General features: G+C 47.8%; 15 protein-coding genes. 5 read left to right on the top strand and 10 right to left on the bottom strand.

Features of this window, described 5'->3' with window-relative positions; genetic code table 11:
- Window positions 1-217: 217 nt before the first annotated feature.
- The gene (locus tag J0L70_RS02885; RefSeq protein ID WP_287453025.1) at window positions 218-1,825 is read left to right on the top strand and encodes a slr1306 family protein; all 1,608 of its coding nucleotides are present in this window, start codon (window positions 218-220) and stop codon (window positions 1,823-1,825) included.
- Here the strand turns inward: J0L70_RS02885 and J0L70_RS02890 are convergent.
- Both J0L70_RS02890 and murD read right to left on the bottom strand, forming a co-directional pair.
- Window positions 1,822-2,124 carry an isochorismate lyase gene (locus J0L70_RS02890; protein ID WP_287453027.1) on the bottom strand — a complete coding sequence of 101 codons (303 nt, stop codon included), beginning with the start codon at window positions 2,122-2,124 and terminating at the stop codon, window positions 1,822-1,824. The two genes, J0L70_RS02885 and J0L70_RS02890, sit on opposite strands and share 4 nt — an antisense overlap.
- Window positions 2,121-3,485: a UDP-N-acetylmuramoyl-L-alanine--D-glutamate ligase gene (gene murD, locus J0L70_RS02895; RefSeq protein ID WP_287453028.1), complete on the bottom strand. Its 1,365-nt coding sequence runs from the start codon at window positions 3,483-3,485 to the stop codon at window positions 2,121-2,123. The genes J0L70_RS02890 and murD overlap by 4 nt, the downstream gene beginning before the upstream one ends.
- A gap of 175 nt (window positions 3,486-3,660) precedes the next feature.
- Here murD and J0L70_RS02900 point away from each other — a divergent pair, with 175 nt between their 5' ends.
- Window positions 3,661-4,983 carry a 16S rRNA (cytosine(967)-C(5))-methyltransferase gene (locus J0L70_RS02900; protein WP_017288014.1) on the top strand — a complete coding sequence of 441 codons (1,323 nt, stop codon included), beginning with the start codon at window positions 3,661-3,663 and terminating at the stop codon, window positions 4,981-4,983.
- Window positions 4,980-5,396: a tellurite resistance TerB family protein gene (locus tag J0L70_RS02905; protein WP_017288013.1), complete on the top strand. Its 417-nt coding sequence runs from the start codon at window positions 4,980-4,982 to the stop codon at window positions 5,394-5,396. Before J0L70_RS02900 ends, J0L70_RS02905 begins: the two co-directional genes overlap by 4 nt.
- A 26-nt stretch (window positions 5,397-5,422) precedes the next feature.
- Here the strand turns inward: J0L70_RS02905 and psb35 are convergent, their stop codons facing one another.
- The 5 genes from psb35 to petP all read right to left on the bottom strand — a co-directional run bounded on the left by psb35 (window position 5,423) and on the right by petP (window position 10,878).
- A complete protein-coding gene (gene psb35, locus J0L70_RS02910) occupies window positions 5,423-5,638 on the bottom strand; it encodes a photosystem II assembly protein Psb35 (protein ID WP_017288012.1) in 216 nt (71 codons plus the stop codon).
- 109 nt (window positions 5,639-5,747) lie between these two features.
- On the bottom strand, window positions 5,748-8,120 hold the full coding sequence (locus tag J0L70_RS02915; protein WP_287453033.1) for a transglycosylase domain-containing protein: 2,373 nt from the start codon (window positions 8,118-8,120) through the stop codon (window positions 5,748-5,750).
- A gap of 237 nt (window positions 8,121-8,357) precedes the next feature.
- The gene (gene chlG, locus J0L70_RS02920) at window positions 8,358-9,335 is read right to left on the bottom strand and encodes a chlorophyll synthase ChlG (protein WP_017288009.1); all 978 of its coding nucleotides are present in this window, start codon (window positions 9,333-9,335) and stop codon (window positions 8,358-8,360) included.
- A 45-nt stretch (window positions 9,336-9,380) separates the two neighbouring features.
- Window positions 9,381-10,472: a Get3/ArsA fold putative tail anchor-mediating ATPase NosAFP gene (locus J0L70_RS02925; protein WP_287453034.1), complete on the bottom strand. Its 1,092-nt coding sequence runs from the start codon at window positions 10,470-10,472 to the stop codon at window positions 9,381-9,383.
- Between the two features lie 109 nt (window positions 10,473-10,581).
- Window positions 10,582-10,878 (bottom strand): cytochrome b6f subunit PetP, encoded by a 297-nt coding sequence (gene petP, locus J0L70_RS02930; protein WP_239741164.1) that lies wholly within the window; start codon window positions 10,876-10,878, stop codon window positions 10,582-10,584.
- A gap of 196 nt (window positions 10,879-11,074) precedes the next feature.
- On the opposite strand from petP, the gene J0L70_RS02935 reads away from it, so the two are divergent.
- Both J0L70_RS02935 and J0L70_RS02940 read left to right on the top strand, forming a co-directional pair.
- Window positions 11,075-11,836: an SH3 domain-containing protein gene (locus J0L70_RS02935; RefSeq protein WP_287453035.1), complete on the top strand. Its 762-nt coding sequence runs from the start codon at window positions 11,075-11,077 to the stop codon at window positions 11,834-11,836.
- A 225-nt stretch (window positions 11,837-12,061) separates the two neighbouring features.
- Window positions 12,062-12,832, top strand: coding sequence for an SH3 domain-containing protein (locus J0L70_RS02940; protein ID WP_287453036.1), 771 nt, complete (start codon window positions 12,062-12,064; stop codon window positions 12,830-12,832).
- Window positions 12,833-12,887: 55 nt separating this feature from the next.
- Here the strand turns inward: J0L70_RS02940 and purB are convergent, their stop codons facing one another.
- From purB to J0L70_RS02955, 3 genes are all read right to left on the bottom strand, one after another.
- The gene (gene purB, locus J0L70_RS02945) at window positions 12,888-14,210 is read right to left on the bottom strand and encodes an adenylosuccinate lyase (RefSeq protein WP_017288004.1); all 1,323 of its coding nucleotides are present in this window, start codon (window positions 14,208-14,210) and stop codon (window positions 12,888-12,890) included.
- A 117-nt stretch (window positions 14,211-14,327) separates the two neighbouring features.
- Window positions 14,328-15,011, bottom strand: coding sequence for a cysteine hydrolase family protein (locus tag J0L70_RS02950; protein ID WP_017288003.1), 684 nt, complete (start codon window positions 15,009-15,011; stop codon window positions 14,328-14,330).
- A 5-nt stretch (window positions 15,012-15,016) separates the two neighbouring features.
- Window positions 15,017-15,790, bottom strand: coding sequence for a slr1353 family protein (locus J0L70_RS02955; protein WP_287453037.1), 774 nt, complete (start codon window positions 15,788-15,790; stop codon window positions 15,017-15,019).
- Window positions 15,791-15,953 lie beyond the last annotated feature (163 nt).

Consider the following 15,953-nt stretch of genomic DNA (forward strand, 5'->3'; position numbering starts at 1 on the left):
TCACAACTTCCCGCTCGACTTGGCTGCTGGTGAAGTTGCACCTGTTGCAATGAGCGCACCTGCAATCAACGGTTAATCTTTAACTGATTTGAGCAAAATGAAGCCCTCCAGAAATGGGGGGCTTTTTCGTATTTGAGGATTGATCCCAGCTAGGGCAAGTCAATCGCGAGACTTTGATTTATCCTGGAAGTCAGAGATTTGCAAGAGTGGGTTAAGAATGACTAGTCCGTGGCAGCGATCGTTAATCTTAGGGGGTGTCGGCGCAACGCTTTCACTCTGGGTCCTCGAAAATTTGACGCATACCTTGGGAGATTGGCTGCCCGCCATTGTCATTGGAAGTGGAATTGCCTGGGTTGTTCTAAAATTTCAACAGAGCGATACGCCTAAGATTCGAGTCGAGCCAGTTTCGCTGAATAAAGTTCAGACTGAATTGGTCGAGGCGAAAGGACTGCTAGACCAACTCGCGATCGAGTCGCAAGATTTATCGATCGATGGCAGTGCTCAGCAATTGTCTGACCTACGATCGCAAATTCAAAACATTACTGCGGATCTGAAGCGAGATGAGATTCGGTTTGCTGTGATGGGCGGTAAGTCAGTTGGCAAAACCATGTTGATGAATTTGCTCGAGATCAAATGGGCAAGAGGCATTTCACAAAAGCTCGTTTTGCAGGACACTCCTGAACTCTTTGCAGCAACGGAAGGCGGAATTATTGCAGAGCGGGATGCGTGGAAATTAGCGCGATCGGCAGATGTCATTTTATTTATGACGACTGGTGATTTGACAGCAACGGAGTTTCAAGCCATTCAAAAAATTACTTCTGTGGGTAAACGGCTAGTTTTGGTATTCAACAAACAAGATCAGTATTTACCAGAGGAGCAAAAAATCGTTTTAGAGCAATTGCGTGAACGAGTTGATGGCATTCTCAGCCCACAAGATGTCATTGGAATTGCAACCAATCCAAAATCTTTGAAAATCCGACAACATCGATCAGACGGCACATTCAAGGAATGGATGGAGAAAGTCGAACCGCAGATTCTGCCCTTACTGGAGCGGTTAAATCAAATTCTCATCCAGGAAGGGAAGCAACTTGTTTTGTCTAGTTCTCTTAGCAATGTGACTGCGGTTCAGGCAGAAGCGAAATCAGCGTTAAATCGAATTCGACGCGATCGCGCAATGCCCCGAATTGATCAAGCGCAATGGATTGTGGCAGGTACAGCATTTGCCAATCCATTTCCAGCATTGGATCTGTTAGCAACTGCTGCTATCAACGGTCAGATGGTAATGGATCTGAGTAATTTGTATCAGCGCAAATTCACGTTAGAACAAGCGAAGACTGTCGCTGCGACGATGGCAGGTGTGATGGTGAAATTGGGGCTAGTGGAGGTTTCTACACAAGCGATCGCGGCAATTATGAAAACGAATGCGATCACCTTTGTCGCAGGTGGATTGATTCAGGGCGTGAGTGCAGCGTATTTGACCAGATTAGCTGGATTAACGTTGATTGAATATTTTGAAGGGGAATCAGCAGAAGAGATTAAGCCTGACATTCTGCAACAGATTATGGAGAAAGTCTTTGAGCAGAATCGACGATTGCCTTTTATGCAGATGTTTGTCAAACAGGCAGTTGATCGTTTGGTGAAAACGCCGCTTTCTGCTTCTGCGCCTGTCCCAACTCCAACTCCGCTAGATGGGTTGCCTGCTCCACAGGAAGCTCCTTTAGAAATCGGAGCAAAGCTAGAGAAAGATGTGAACTCGGAAATAGCAAAATCGGATGAACCAAAGCTTTTAGAAATTCCTGAAGTTTCTTTGGTTGAGATTAACTAATCTGGGTGTTGGGTTTTCCATTGCTGGAGTTCTTCCTGAATGAAGTGATTGACGAGATCTCGGTATAGCTTTTCGATCGCATCAGGGTTTAATCCTTCTACTTCTGCCCAAATTCTCCGCTGTTGCAGCATCGCTTGAAATCGTTCCGGCGCTTTGACGCTAGCTGCATCGGTTTTGAACTTAGCCGCAGCTTTCACATAAGCGAAACGTTGACCAAGAAGTTGGATGACTTGTCGATCGAGAGCATCAATCTCAGATCGAATCTCAGTCATGTTCTGGCATTCTTCAGGTGGCTTCATTGGAAGGATTCTAGACAGAGTTGACGGAAGTGATCGCCGCGATGCTCAAAGCTCTGATACTGGTCAAAACTCGCACAAGCGGGAGAGAGAAGCACGACTTTAGCGGAATGTTGTTTTGCGAGTTGGGGTGATCGTGCGATCGCGCGATCCATGGTTTCGACAATCTCGTAATTCGAGTAGCTCACCTCATCTAAGCGCTTCGCAAAGGTCGGGGCTGCTTCTCCAATTAATAGCACTGCGGCAGCATTGGATTGAATGACATTCAGCCAAGCTTGATCCTCGCCAATTTTCGGTTCTCCACCTGCAATCAGAATTGCTGGAGCTTTGACGGCAGAGAGTCCAACTTCGGCAGCATCGTAGTTTGTTGCTTTACTGTCGTTGATGTAATCGACCCCTTGATAAGTGCAGATGAATTCTAAACGGTGTTCCACTCCAGGAAATCCTGCAACGGCTTCGGCGATCGCACTCTTCTCAATGCCTGCAAAATGTGCGGCTGCAACAGCAGCTAGTAAATTCTGTAGATTGTGCGCTCCGGGCATTTTTAGCGCATCTGCTTGGACGATTTTTTCATCTCGGACAAAGACCCAATTGTTCTCGATATACGCTCCGAATGCGGGATTTCCAATCAACTCAGACCGTCCTTTGACACTTGTCCAACAGGCAGTCTCTTGAACTGGATAACCATGGGCTGTTCCAATCTTCCGAAGATAGGGGTCATCGCCGTTAAAGATCTGCTGCTTAGTTTGGTTTAGTAAACTCGCTTTGATGTTGTAATAGTTTTCTAAGGTTTTGTGGCGGGCGAGGTGATCGGGCGTGAAGGTGGTCCAGATGCCGATTTCAGGTGCAAGTGAAGGAGCCGATTCGATCTGATAACTGCTAATTTCCGCGATCGCCCAATCGGGTTTTTGGTCGAGTAATGCAACTTCGCAGGCGGCATAGCCAATGTTGCCAAAAGCAGGAGCATAAAGTCCGGCTTTCTGGAAAATTGCTGCAGTCAATGCCGTAGTTGTCGTTTTGCCATTGGTTCCGGTGATAGCGACCCAAGGAGAAGAATTGAGCGATCGCCAAGCGAGTTCCATTTCGCCAATAGTTTCGATGTTGAGCGATCGCGCTTTGACTAAACTGGGAATATCCCAGGGCACACCGGGACTGACTACGATTAAATCTGGGCGGGCTGATTCAGGGTCAAAGTTATCCCCTAACCGTACTTCAATGCCTTCTGCGATCAGGGCTTGCTGTTGAGAGTGGAGCGATTCGGAAGACCCACGATCGCTGATGATGACTTGCCATCCTTGACGTTTCAGAAGTCGGGCGGCAGCATTGCCAGATCTTCCCAAACCAATTACGTAAGCTTTCGGCATAGTCACAAACACAACAAGTCTTTTTGCATTCTTAATCGTACTGCGGAACGCTTCACGATGATTGAATCTCTATATGCTTCTTGCAGCGATCGAGACATTGAGCAATGTCACTTTCAACTGAAATCGATCAACCGATTGTTATCCTAGATAAGCCACTCTCGCATTTCCTCGATCTTTGAATCAGTCCTCTCGCCAGCTTGCTTTTACGACACTCCGATCGATTCAGAAAGGAGCCTTCGCTGATGTTGCAGTTGATCAAGTGCTGCATCAATCTGATCTGAATCTCCTCGATCGACGATTGTTTACCGAACTCGTTTATGGAACTGTTCGTCGTCAGAGAACCTTAAACGCGCTGATTGATCAGTTTGCGAAAAAGAAAGATCAACCGCCTGATCTCAGATTGATTCTGCAATTGGGACTGTATCAACTGCGCTATCTCAATCAAATTCCTGAATCCGCCGCAGTCGATACCAGCGTTGAACTTGCGAAGAAAAATAAGCTGAGTGGACTCACAGGAGTCGTCAATGGGATTTTGCGGCAGTATCTGCGATCGCAACTGATTCTTCACGCTGACCCATTAAAACTTTGCGATGATCCAGTCGAACAACTTGGAACACTACATAGCTATCCCGATTGGATCATTCAAGTTTGGTTAGAGCAATTTGGAATCGACGATACAGCTAAACTCTGTGAATGGATGAATCAACCCCCTCGGATTGATCTGCGGGTGAATACTTTAAAGACCAACATCGAGCAAGTTGAATCTGCAATTCCAGACTCGCAGTGCATTCCCAACGTGCCAAATGCACTGAGATTACCTAGCAACGCTGGAGCCATTCAGAACTTACCAGGCTATGCAGAAGGCTGGTGGATTGTTCAAGATAGTAGTGCTCAACTCGTCAGTTACTTAGTCGATCCGCAACCTGGAGAGATTGTTGCAGACGCTTGTGCGGCTCCCGGTGGCAAAACTCTGCACCTGGCAGAATTGATGCAAGATCAAGGAACCGTGTGGGCGATCGACAAAACCGCCTCTCGATTGAAAAAGCTTCAGCAAAACATCGATCGCTTAGGGGTCACTTCGATTCAGATTTTGACAAGTGATAGCCGAGACGTTCCCAGTTTGAAAGGGAAATGCGATCGGGTTTTAGTCGATGCACCTTGTTCAGGCTTAGGAACGCTGAATCGTCATGCCGATGCACGCTGGCGACAAACCCCTGAAAGCGCAACAGCACTTGCTCAACTGCAACAAGAAATTCTCACCGAAGCTGCAAGTTGGCTAAAACCTCAAGGCGTGCTTGTGTACTCAACTTGCACCTTGAATCCGCTCGAAAACGAATCCGTGATTGAGAAATTCCTCCATCAGCATCCAAATTGGGCGATCGAACACCCTACGCATCCAGCTTTGATCACACTCACTTCCCAACAAGGGTGGATCAAAGTCCTCCCGCACTGCCACAATATGGACGGATTCTTTATGGTTCGACTCAAACAAATATGAAAAACGATGTCAAAGATTTAGTAAAAATTCTGATCGGTGTCGCTTGGTTAGATGGGAAAATTCAGCCGGAAGAAAGAACGTACTTACAGCGAATTGCGATCGAAAAAGGAGTGGCAAAAGATCCAGAAATTCAACCCATCCTGCACGAACTTCGAGCGGTTCGATCAGAGGAATGCTACCAATGGATACAAGACTATCTGGGCGAGCATCCTACCTCTGAAGAATGCCATCATCTCATCGAAGCCATTAGTGAAATTATCTATACCGATGGCATGATCGACAGCGAGGAAGCCAAGCTTCTCACTCGCCTGCAAATTCTCGAATCTGAACCTGTCCCAACCCTGCAAACCAAGGTTGTCTCAGCGCTGCGTAAGCTCTATCAGCATGGACTCCAAAAAATTGAAAAGCTCTGAATCGTAATCCAGAGCTTGGTTTAAGCCTAAATACCAGGCGTTTCTTCTTTTTCAACTTCTGGCACGATATTAGGGCGCTCTTTATCTTCCCAACCGACCGGGCGTTTCGAGTTGTACCAAGCGATTGACCCAATCGTCACGGCTGCCACAAACCCAACCCCATAAACTAACGTGAACGAGGTCGGAAACTGCATTCCAGGCTTTGTTGCTACTTCGGTTGCCACTTCTAATAGAAGATTCATCTAAACTGCTCCTGTAAATTTTCTACTGTGGAATCCAGACTAACAAAGTCATCATAGCAGGGCATCTTTCGCCAGTTCGATCCGTTGTTACAGAATTAGGTACTTTCTGCTAATTCCCTGGAGGAGGTAGAGGATCAGCAGCGGCGGGAGCAGGATCAGCAGGAGGTGGCGCAACTGGAGCAGCCTCAGGTTCAGGTGGAGCAGCTTCAGGTTCAGGTGGAGCAGCCTCAGGTTCAGGTGGAGCAGATCTAGGAGGCTCTGGCTCAGAATAGCGGGGTTCTGAGTAAGTTGGTTCGGGTGGAGCTTCCTCATATCGACGACGAGGTTGTTCTTCAGGGGAATCTGGAGCTGTGCCCAGTGCTCGGAGCCGATTCGGTTTTACAGGCTGAGCCTTGATCGTGCCTTTGCGATCGTCCAAATTCTCTGGAATCTCAGCAAATTTTTGCGTCGGCATTCCTGCCACAGCTTCTTTCATGAATTCATGCCAGGTAAAAGCAGCCGTTCCACTGCTTCCCCAAGTGGGGGAATTATCGTCGTTGCCGAGCCATACACCTGTAACCAGTTGTGGGACATAGCCAATAAACCAAAGGTCACGCGCGTTTTCTGAAGTTCCAGTTTTTCCTGCCACGGGTCGATCGAGTCGGGCTGCTTGTGCTGTTCCATCTGAAACGACTCCACGCATCATCCAAGTCGTAATTGCCGCCGTTTCTGCATCTAAAACTCGTTTTGGTTTGTAGTTTGCATCATAGAGAACCTTGCCTTTACGATCGATCACTTTGCGAATTGCATGAGGTTCAACATAATTTCCCTGAGCAGCAAACACGCCATACGCACTGGTCAGTTCTAATGGATTCACTTCATATGCGCCTAGCGCTAATGAATAAGTGGGTTCCATCTTCGATCGAATTCCCATGCCCTGCGCTAGTTTGATCACAGGCTCAAATCCGACATCGATCAGCACTTTAACGGCAATCACATTCACTGAATTGGTCAGTGCCGTTTTCATGTTCAACCAGCCAGAATACTTATTGCTGTAGTTCTTCGGCTGATAGCCATCGACGCTAAAACGCTCATCCAAATAGGATTGATAAGGCGACTTGCCGGTTGCAATGGCAGTGGCATAGACAAAGGGCTTAAATGTCGATCCAGGTTGCCGTTGAGCTTGGGTCACTCGGTTGAATTGACTATCTTTGTAGAAGTCATATCCACCGACCATCGATCGAATTTCACCATTGCGCGGATCGATAGCAACGAGTGCGGCTTGCTTGAAGCCTTCAGCATTTCCGTCTACGCCGATCGCCTCTCGAATCGATCGCTCTGCAACTTTTTGCCACTTCGCATTCAGAGTCGTCTCAACGGTCACGCCACCTGCTGCAAGTACGTCTTTCGGTACAAGTTTCTCAAGCTGCTGCTGAACGTAATATGTGAAGTATGGCGACGTACTTTGAAGATTTTTCGGCATACTGGGCTTCACAACCAATTTCTCAGCCTGGGCTGCCTGAGATTCTGCTTCGCTGATGTAACCAGCCACCACCATTTTGTCGAGCACTGTATTTCGCCGCTCTTGAGCTTTTTCTAAGCTCACTAATGGGGAATATAAACTGGGCGCAGGAGGCAATCCCGCGATCATTGCCATCTCGCCTAGCGTTAGCTGATCGAGGCGCTTACTAAAATAGATCCACGCTGCATCTGCTACACCGTAAGCATTAGAGCCAAGATAAACAAAGTTCAGATATTTTTCGAGAATCTGCTTTTTATCGATCGTGCGCTCAAGTTTCTGAGCAATCAGGGCTTCGCGAACCTTGCGACCGAGAGAGCGATCGTCTTGATCGAGAAAGACCACTCGTGAAAGTTGCTGGGTGAGCGTACTTCCTCCCTCAACTACATCTCTCGAAGTCAGGTTGCGAAAGACTGCCCGCCCAATTCCCTGAAGATCAAGCCCGTTATGGTCGTAAAATCTACGGTCTTCCGAAGCAACAAATGCATCGATCAATCGCTTCGGAATCCGATCAACCGCCACTTGATCGCGCGTTGCGGGACCCAATTGATGTAAAACTGATCCGTCGGAAGCTCGAATGGTCAGTGTTCCGGGACGAGCAAATGTCTTTAATTCAGCCGGGTCAGGTAAGCTTTGATCGACTTGAATCGCAGCATATCGGAATAGTCCAGCTCCGCCCAAAATGACAATCCCGATCGCGACTCGCTTTTGTACCACCGGATTTTTGATCGGTGCAGGTATCTTATGGTCTAGTGCTTCAAGGCGACGAGTGGTAACATCTAAAAACCTTCGCACCCCTGCCATCCGAGGATGCTCCATGAGCTTCGTTACTCCTGCGGATAAAGGGTTGCGGGCGCGTTCTCGTCTAGATTTTGGCTTCACTTGGCGCTTCTTTCCTGTTCCGTCTGTCATAGAGTCCAGCCCTGTTGAAGATTGATCCATCCGAGTCGGTTTTTCTCTACGTTTTGAGCGATGCTGTGCCACGATTGTGCCTCTTATCACAAAGCAGAAGAAAAGATCCGCAGAAACCAGGGAATTCATCTCTGTTAGATTGACGGAAAGCGATTCTTACGTCAACCGTGTTCTTCAAACGGATGATCTCTGCTGCGGGGTCAGAATCATGACCGAATTTGAAGAATTACTGACGTTTAGTCTACAAGACTTTCAGGATTTTGCGATCGCAATCCCTTTGATTCCGGGGTTAGCGATCGCAAATCAAGGCTAAATATTTGCATGTCCTAATGCTAACGCCGTCACCAACATGCCAAACACAAGAAAGGGTTGGGCGCTGGCTTGATATTTAACATCGTTCTTGATCGGGTCTCGCAGGAAGTACATATCTTGAAAGGTGATCTGCGGAATGATTAACAAGATCAGCAGCGTCGCCATCAGATTCTGATGAATGGTCATCAGATAACCTGCAACTCCTGCTTGAAAAACATCAATCATTGCTACACAAATCCAAGCCGCTGTTGTTACTCCAAACATGACCGGAAGTGATTTGAGTCCTAGCGCTTTATCGCCTTCGACGCTCTTGAAATCGTTGACGATCGCAATTCCCAAGCCCGAAAAACTGTAGAACAAGGTCAAGATAATAATGGTCGGATTCAGATCGCCAAATAAAGCATGTCCTGTCCACCAGGGAATCGCAATATAGCTTGCACCGAGCGCATAACAGCCTAGCCAGCCATTTTGTTTGAGTTTGAGAGGGGGTGCTGAGTAGATATAAGACAAGAATGATCCGGCGATCGCCAGTACCGTAATCGTTGGAAATTCATGCCCTGCCCAACGATCCAAAACATAGGCAAGTCCCACACCGCTGAGGAGCAAGAACCAAATTTGGATCACAACTTGGTTCAGAGGAATCGCACCCGATGGAATCGGACGATACGGTTCGTTGATGGCGTCGATCTCGCGATCGTAGTAGTCGTTCATAATCTGCGTGTAGCCTGTGAGCAGTGGTCCTGCCAGCAGCATACAAGCCGCAGATTTCAGCACATCTTCGAGTGCCCAATGATAGTTTCCAGACGAAGCCGCACCGCAGAGAATTCCCCACATCAGCGGAATCCAGGTAATCGGCTTCATCAATTGCAGCCGAATCTTCCAGATCGAAGATTCTTTCACGTCTGCGCCTTTCATCCCCAGAATCTGGCGAGTTTTGGCAGAGCGCTCGGTTTGAAGTTCAGAAGATTCAGTCATAAGGTTAGGGTCGTGAATTGAATAATCGCGGACGACTAAGACACGCTAAAACGAGATGATTAAATAGCCGTCTTGGAATTTTGCGCCTGTCACAGGTTGCCCGCGTAATGGCGCAGGCAGGTCGATATTGCGCCGCTGATCGCCCGCTTCGATCGTGATTTCTGTCCCATACTGGGTCAGTTTGACTTGCTTTTTATCAAATCCCGGCAAGAATAAGCTTACTTTTCTTTCGGCGACATTCACCGCGATCGGTCTCGGGGCTTCAGAAGTGTGATCGAGTTCTGGCAATGCATCGATCAGGGACTGCCAGTCATTCACGGGCTGAACCGGAATCGCTGAAATTGGCAAAGGCTGAAATGCTTCGCTGACCGCAGAAGCATCGCTGGAACGATTACACAAAACGCCTGCAATGGTTAAGCCAATTTGCTGAGCGCTGCCCCAGAGATATTTTGCACTCGCGATCGCTGCTTCATCTTCAGTCGTCACTAAGAAAGCCGCCATGCGTTTCGGATCATTCACCGCTTGCTTCCCTTGATCTAACAGATCATTGGCTTGACGAGTCGGCTGGGCAAAGTTATCCCCGACGAAATTGTTGTTCGTGAAAATTGCAGCAGCGATCGGTTGAATCAACATCGAAACCGTTTTCCCTAAATCTGAATCGATAAAGACCTGACGGAATCGACGAATATACCAACTCAAGGTCTCAGGCGTTCCCAACAATCGCAGCGTATCTTGATTGCCTCCGCCATCGTAGATGATTACGTCATAGCGGCTATCAAACTCTCGCAGGGCATTCAAAGCGAGCAACTGATCCAAGCCTGGAAAAATCGCCAATTCTTGACCAAACACATTTTTTAGGATCGGTGACTGAAGATATTGCGCCTCCAACTTTTTCACTTCTTCCCAACTGCGTTCGAGCAGCGTTGTTGTCTGAAGTTGAACGGCGCTGAAGTTGGCAGAAATTTCTTGTGGATCAACGCCAACTGTTGTTCCGAGTGCTAAACCAAAAGCCGGAGTCGGATCTTGTCCGACTAGTAAAACGCGCTTTCCTTGAGCAGCAAACTTTTTGGCAGCCGCGATCGCGCAAGTTGTCCGTCCGGTTCCACCTTTACCTAAAAACGTCAATATAAAAGCCATATCCAAATCCGCAAAAAGGGGCGATTCATGAGAAGAGGGGTCAGGGAAAAAGGCAAACTGCTTGATTCCCTAACCCCTATGGTATCGACTGGTCGAATTCTTAGCTCGATTAGCCGATCGTTTCCAACTCATCCTCAAAAAACCAGGTTGAGTATTTATCCTCAAACTGGACGAGTAAACCAATGCCTTTGCCATCAACCACTTTGTATTGGCTGATAACGCCAGTTGCTCCGAGCTTTTTAACCACATCTTGGGGGACACGATCGCGCAGTCGCCGAACGCGCACTTTTTGACCAATTTCCATTGCCACTTCTGATACTTGACCATCCAAAAGTTTACCAGGATGTTGCGTCTTATTAAGCTGCTGACAAGACAGAATCAAATGTCGAGGGGTATTACCCCTCATGGGTCTGACCCAGATTATTTTGTCAAGTGGGAGAACACGATGAATTGAGAAGAGTTAATTTTCTAGGATTGTTGGGACTCCTGAACGCATTTGCATGAATTTTAGGGCAATCTACAAGAGTGAAGACGAGTCGCGGAACTGAACAAGCGCTTGTAAAGTTTGAATTCTCAATTTTGGATCAGCATGAGGCATCACCATGTCGGTTAACGTGAAGACGATTCTGAAATCTCCTTTGGCAGTTGGAGCTTGTATTACCGCAGTCATGACCGTGTCTGGAACTCTGTATGCGGTAGCGAAACCCAAGGCGACGATTAACAGTACAGAATCGGCGAATGTCATTCAAACGGTCGCGCAGGATTGTCAAACGATCGTCTTTGACGATAAGCCGCCATTGAATGTGAGATCGGCTCCAATCGAGAAGGTCGGAAATATTGTGGGGTCGCTACAGAATGGTATTGTTGTTACCGTGATTGGGCGCAGAGATGGCTGGTTACAAATTAGCCAACCTGTTGTGGGCTGGATTTATGAGAATTTAACTCGGAAAACCTGTGAAAGTGATGGTCCTGTTGCAACGCTCAATCGGAAACGAGCGAATGATCCAGCTTTAGCGAGTTTGCCGAATGATCCAGGCAGCCGCCTCTACCGTGAATCACTTTCGCATTTCCAAGCTGGAAATTTAGATGGCGCGATCGCACTTGCAAAAGCGGTGCCAGCCAACAGTGCCGCCTATCCCCAAGCTCAATCGGCTCTCAAGACGATGCCCAAATCCTGGGATAAAGCTGTGACTCAATATTCAACGGCGCTAGCAGCAGAAGAGCAGAACCGTTGGAACGATATTCTCAAGATCGCGACGAATTATCCCGATATTCGCTACTGGAGAGAGAAACTCACGCCGATTGTAAAACGGGCGATCCAGATGCAACACGATTTTTCCGGTTCAGATAGAGATGTTCAGTAAGGTGACACATTGAGCTTTGTACAATGCTCAAGACTTTCAGTAGGTCTTTGCACAGTCAAGGTCAGTGCGGGTTCACCATAGCCGAAACTCAACCCGACGCGAAAATTGAATTGAAACCTCTAGGCTTTTTCAAGTCTGGAGGTTTTTTGTAATTCAATGAACCATTCCGTGATTGAATTTGCAAGTATTGAAGTAATTTCTTGATCCCAAGCTTCTCTACGACATATGCCTTTTAGATCCTCAGCATTGATTTGGTTCCGCTCAAGCACTTGTGCAACCTTGTTAGCGATGATGGCAGCTTGTTCTTCTGCGCCTCAATCTTCTGCCCCAAGTGCAAGCTCTCCGACTGCAGCGCCTCAATCTCCTGCAAAACCGACTGAATCTCCCACGGCTGCACCTCAATCGATTCCTCAACTGTCGCCCGAATCCCCAAAATCGGATGCTGCTTCTGACGCTAAGCCCTCTGGATCAAAAGCGACTCGAACCGTCGAAAAATGTGTGATTCGTATGGCGAAAGTCAACGATCCGGAGTCACCTCTGAATGTACGATCGAGTCCCAATGCTTCCTCACAGATTTTGGGACAGTTGCCAAATGGAACGTTTGTCGATGTTGAGAATGAACAAGACGGCTGGTTCAAAATCACGGGTGAGAAGCCAGGTTGGATTGCGAAATCTAGAACAGAAAATAACTGTGGTGAAAAAGTTGAGCGGATCGAATTTGCTGGAGGACAAGACAACATTGAAATTAGAGATCGCTTCATTGGAACTGGCAGTCACACCTATTCCTTCAATTTGAGCAAAGGTCAGACATTGACGGTGACGCGCGATCGCCAAGTTTTTCCCAGAATTGTTGCGCCGGATGGGAAAGATTTGGTTGAGTACAGAGAAGACCGAAAATCTTGGACGGGTGAGGTTGCTGCGACCGGAGATTACGCAGTTATTTTTGAATCGAACTTCAAAGGATATGAATATGGAGTGTCTGTCGAGGCACGTTAGGGGAATGGGAAGTCAGCATAACCATTGCTACTTTCCCCATTCCCACATTCCCCGATTAAATCCCTAACCGTTGATAAACCTGATCGAGATTTTTCAGATGCACCTGTGGGTCAAAACACTCATCCAATTCTGTAGTCGATAGCGTTTTGGTCACGCGATCGTCTTCACTCAGCAATTGACGGAAATTCCCATCTTCCCGATTCCAGGCTTGGTGGGCGCAAGATTGCACGATCGCATAAGCATCCTCTCGGCTCAATCCCTTCTGCACCAATGCCAGCATCACCCGCTGACTAAACACTACCCCGCCGTAAACGTTCATGTTGCGAGCCATATTCTCTGGATAAACCAGCAGGTGTTTAATCAAGTCTGTCGTCTCAACCAACATAAAATGCGTCAAAATGCACGCATCGGGTAACGCAACTCGCTCAACGGAGCTGTGAGAAATATCGCGTTCATGCCATAACGCAACATTCTCTAATGCAGCGGTTGCATAGCCTCGGAGTAATCTTGCCATTCCGGTCAAACGCTCCGATCGAATCGGATTTCGCTTATGGGGCATTGCAGAAGATCCTTTCTGACCCTTTGAGAAAAATTCCTCAACTTCCAAAACATCCGTTTTCTGCAAATTGCGAATCTCAACCGCAAACCGCTCGATCGAAGCTCCTAACAAAGCGAGGCAATTCATATAATCGGCATGGCGATCGCGAGAAATCACCTGGGTTGAAGCGGCATCTGGTTCCAGTCCTAAATTCTGACAAGTCAGCGCCTCAATGCGCGGATCAATATTGGCGTAAGTTCCTACTGCGCCAGAGATTTGACCGACTGCGATCGATTTCCTCAATTGGCATAAACGATCGCGATGGCGCAACATTTCAGCCAGCCACCCTGCCAGTTTGAATCCAAATGTGATCGGCTCTGCGTGAATGCCATGCGATCGACCAATCATCACCGTATTGCGATGCTGTTGGGCCTGATATCGGATGGCTTGAATCAACGCTTCTACATGCGTCATGATCACATCTAAACTGGCGACCATTTGCAAGGCTAAAGCGGTATCCAGCACATCCGAACTGGTCATGCCTAAATGAATATAGCGACCCGCATCGCCTACATATTCATTCACGTTCGTCAAAAACGCGATCACATCATGACGAACCTGCGCTTCGATTTCTAAAATCCGCGCCACATCAAATTTCGCTTTCGCTTTAATCTCTTCAACCGCTTCAGCCGGAATATAACCTAGCTCGGCTTGCGCCTCACACACTGCTATTTCAACTTGGAGCCAGGTTTTAAATTTGTAGTGATCTGTCCACAAATCGCCCATCTCAGGCAGGGTGTAACGCTCAATCAAGGTAGGGGTGCCGAATTCAACCGTCACATTGTAGCGCCTCAAGTTCCCGATTCAAAGAGGGCAACAAAAAGGGTGACAAACCGCCACCCGAAACGCAAGGAATAATGATGAAAGTATTGATCGAGATGCACTGGACTTAACTTATCATTCTCCGGCTTTCCACGATCGTAAACCCTGTAACACCGCCTCTGTGTTTGCCGTCCATCCCACAATGCCCCCTTGTGCCCGCACCATCTCTAACGTCGCTTGTTTAAATTGTGGAAAGTAACTCTCAGTGGCATCTTCGACGAGTAAGCACTCATATCCTCGATCGTTTGCCTCTCGCATCGTGGTCTGCACACAAACTTCGGTTGTTACGCCTGCAATCAAAAGATGGGTAACATTGCGATTGATCAACTGCATCTCCAGATCAGTGTTGTAAAACGCTCCTTTTCCGGGCTTGGGAATCAAAACTTCCCCCGGTAAGGGAGCAAGTTCAGGAATGATTGCGTTTCCAGGTTCACCCAGAATCAGAATCCGCCCCAACTTGCCCTGATCGCCAATGGTCAGGTTTCCTTTTCCCCGCTTGAGCTTCGATTGCGGACAGTCAGAGAGATCCGGCAGATGTCCTTCTTGAGTATGAAAGATCGGCAGGTGCAGCGATCGACATCCTTCGAGCAGTTGTTTCACGGTGGGTACGATCGCTTGAGCGAGTTTCACATCATTGCCAAGGGCTTCACCAAATCCGCCTAACTCCAGGAAATCGCGCTGCATATCGATCACGATTAACGCGACTTGGGAATCACTCGGAAGTTCGTATTCGTAAGGCTGTGCGGCGATCGAAGGCATAAGGTTTAGAAGGGAATTTGGCTATTTTTACTGGGAAGGGCTTTCAAGTAATGCAGAAACTCGATCAGTTCATCCTCATCAAGCTCCGCACGGGTTTTCTTGCCGTATGTATCTTGCAAGTAAGTGCTGCCCTGTTTTTTCGTCCAGCCGATGCGCTCAATCTCAGTTCCAATCTGAGCGATCGCATCGGATAAGTCGATGGGTTCGGGTGCTGGAAAATCATCTTCCTCAAAATCGGGTGCAAAATCTGCTACAGGCGGCACAGGTTCGCGAGTAAATTCAAGAGGTTCAGATTTGATCTCGGGAAGATCGAAGTCTGGCACGGAAAATTCAAGCGCAGGTGCGATTTGATCTTCTTTCTTTTTGCGCGCGGGCTTTTTCGGTGCAACCCCTTCAGGAACCAACTCTTCAACGGGCGGCAACGGAATTTCTGCCATGGGGTCTAAGCTGGGTTCCACTTCTTTTGGCGCTTCTACCATCGGTCTTGCTGGCACATCAAATGTCGCGGCACCGCCAGTTGGTGAAATTCCCAACACTTCCATCGCTCTGACTCTGGCTCGATCTTCTGCGACTTCAATCTTCTCGGCAGCAGCCATCCCAGTTGCCATGGTAGTCGTTCCGACTTGCACGATCGCGCGAACGACAAATTGCCCATCCTGCACCTGCACCAGTTCTGAAATCAGCGCTCCTTGCGGAAATCGGCTCCGCAACTGAGCAAATAAACTATGTCCTTGGGAGTGAGATGCCAAATTGAGAGAATCTTCAGAGGAAGAGAACATAACAGGAGTGAGGTTCGCAATCATATCTATTGTAGGAAGAAGGGCAAACTGCCGCGACCATGAAAGTTTATAGGTTACAGGATCTCTCTCCAGATCGATCACTCTACAATAGAAAAAGAGTCAAAACGTTTTGTGTAATACCTGTCAAGATAAATTTCTCTTG

The sequence above is a fragment of the Leptolyngbya sp. UWPOB_LEPTO1 genome (assembly GCF_017302695.1).
Taxonomy (GTDB): domain Bacteria; phylum Cyanobacteriota; class Cyanobacteriia; order Leptolyngbyales; family Leptolyngbyaceae; genus Leptolyngbya; species Leptolyngbya boryana.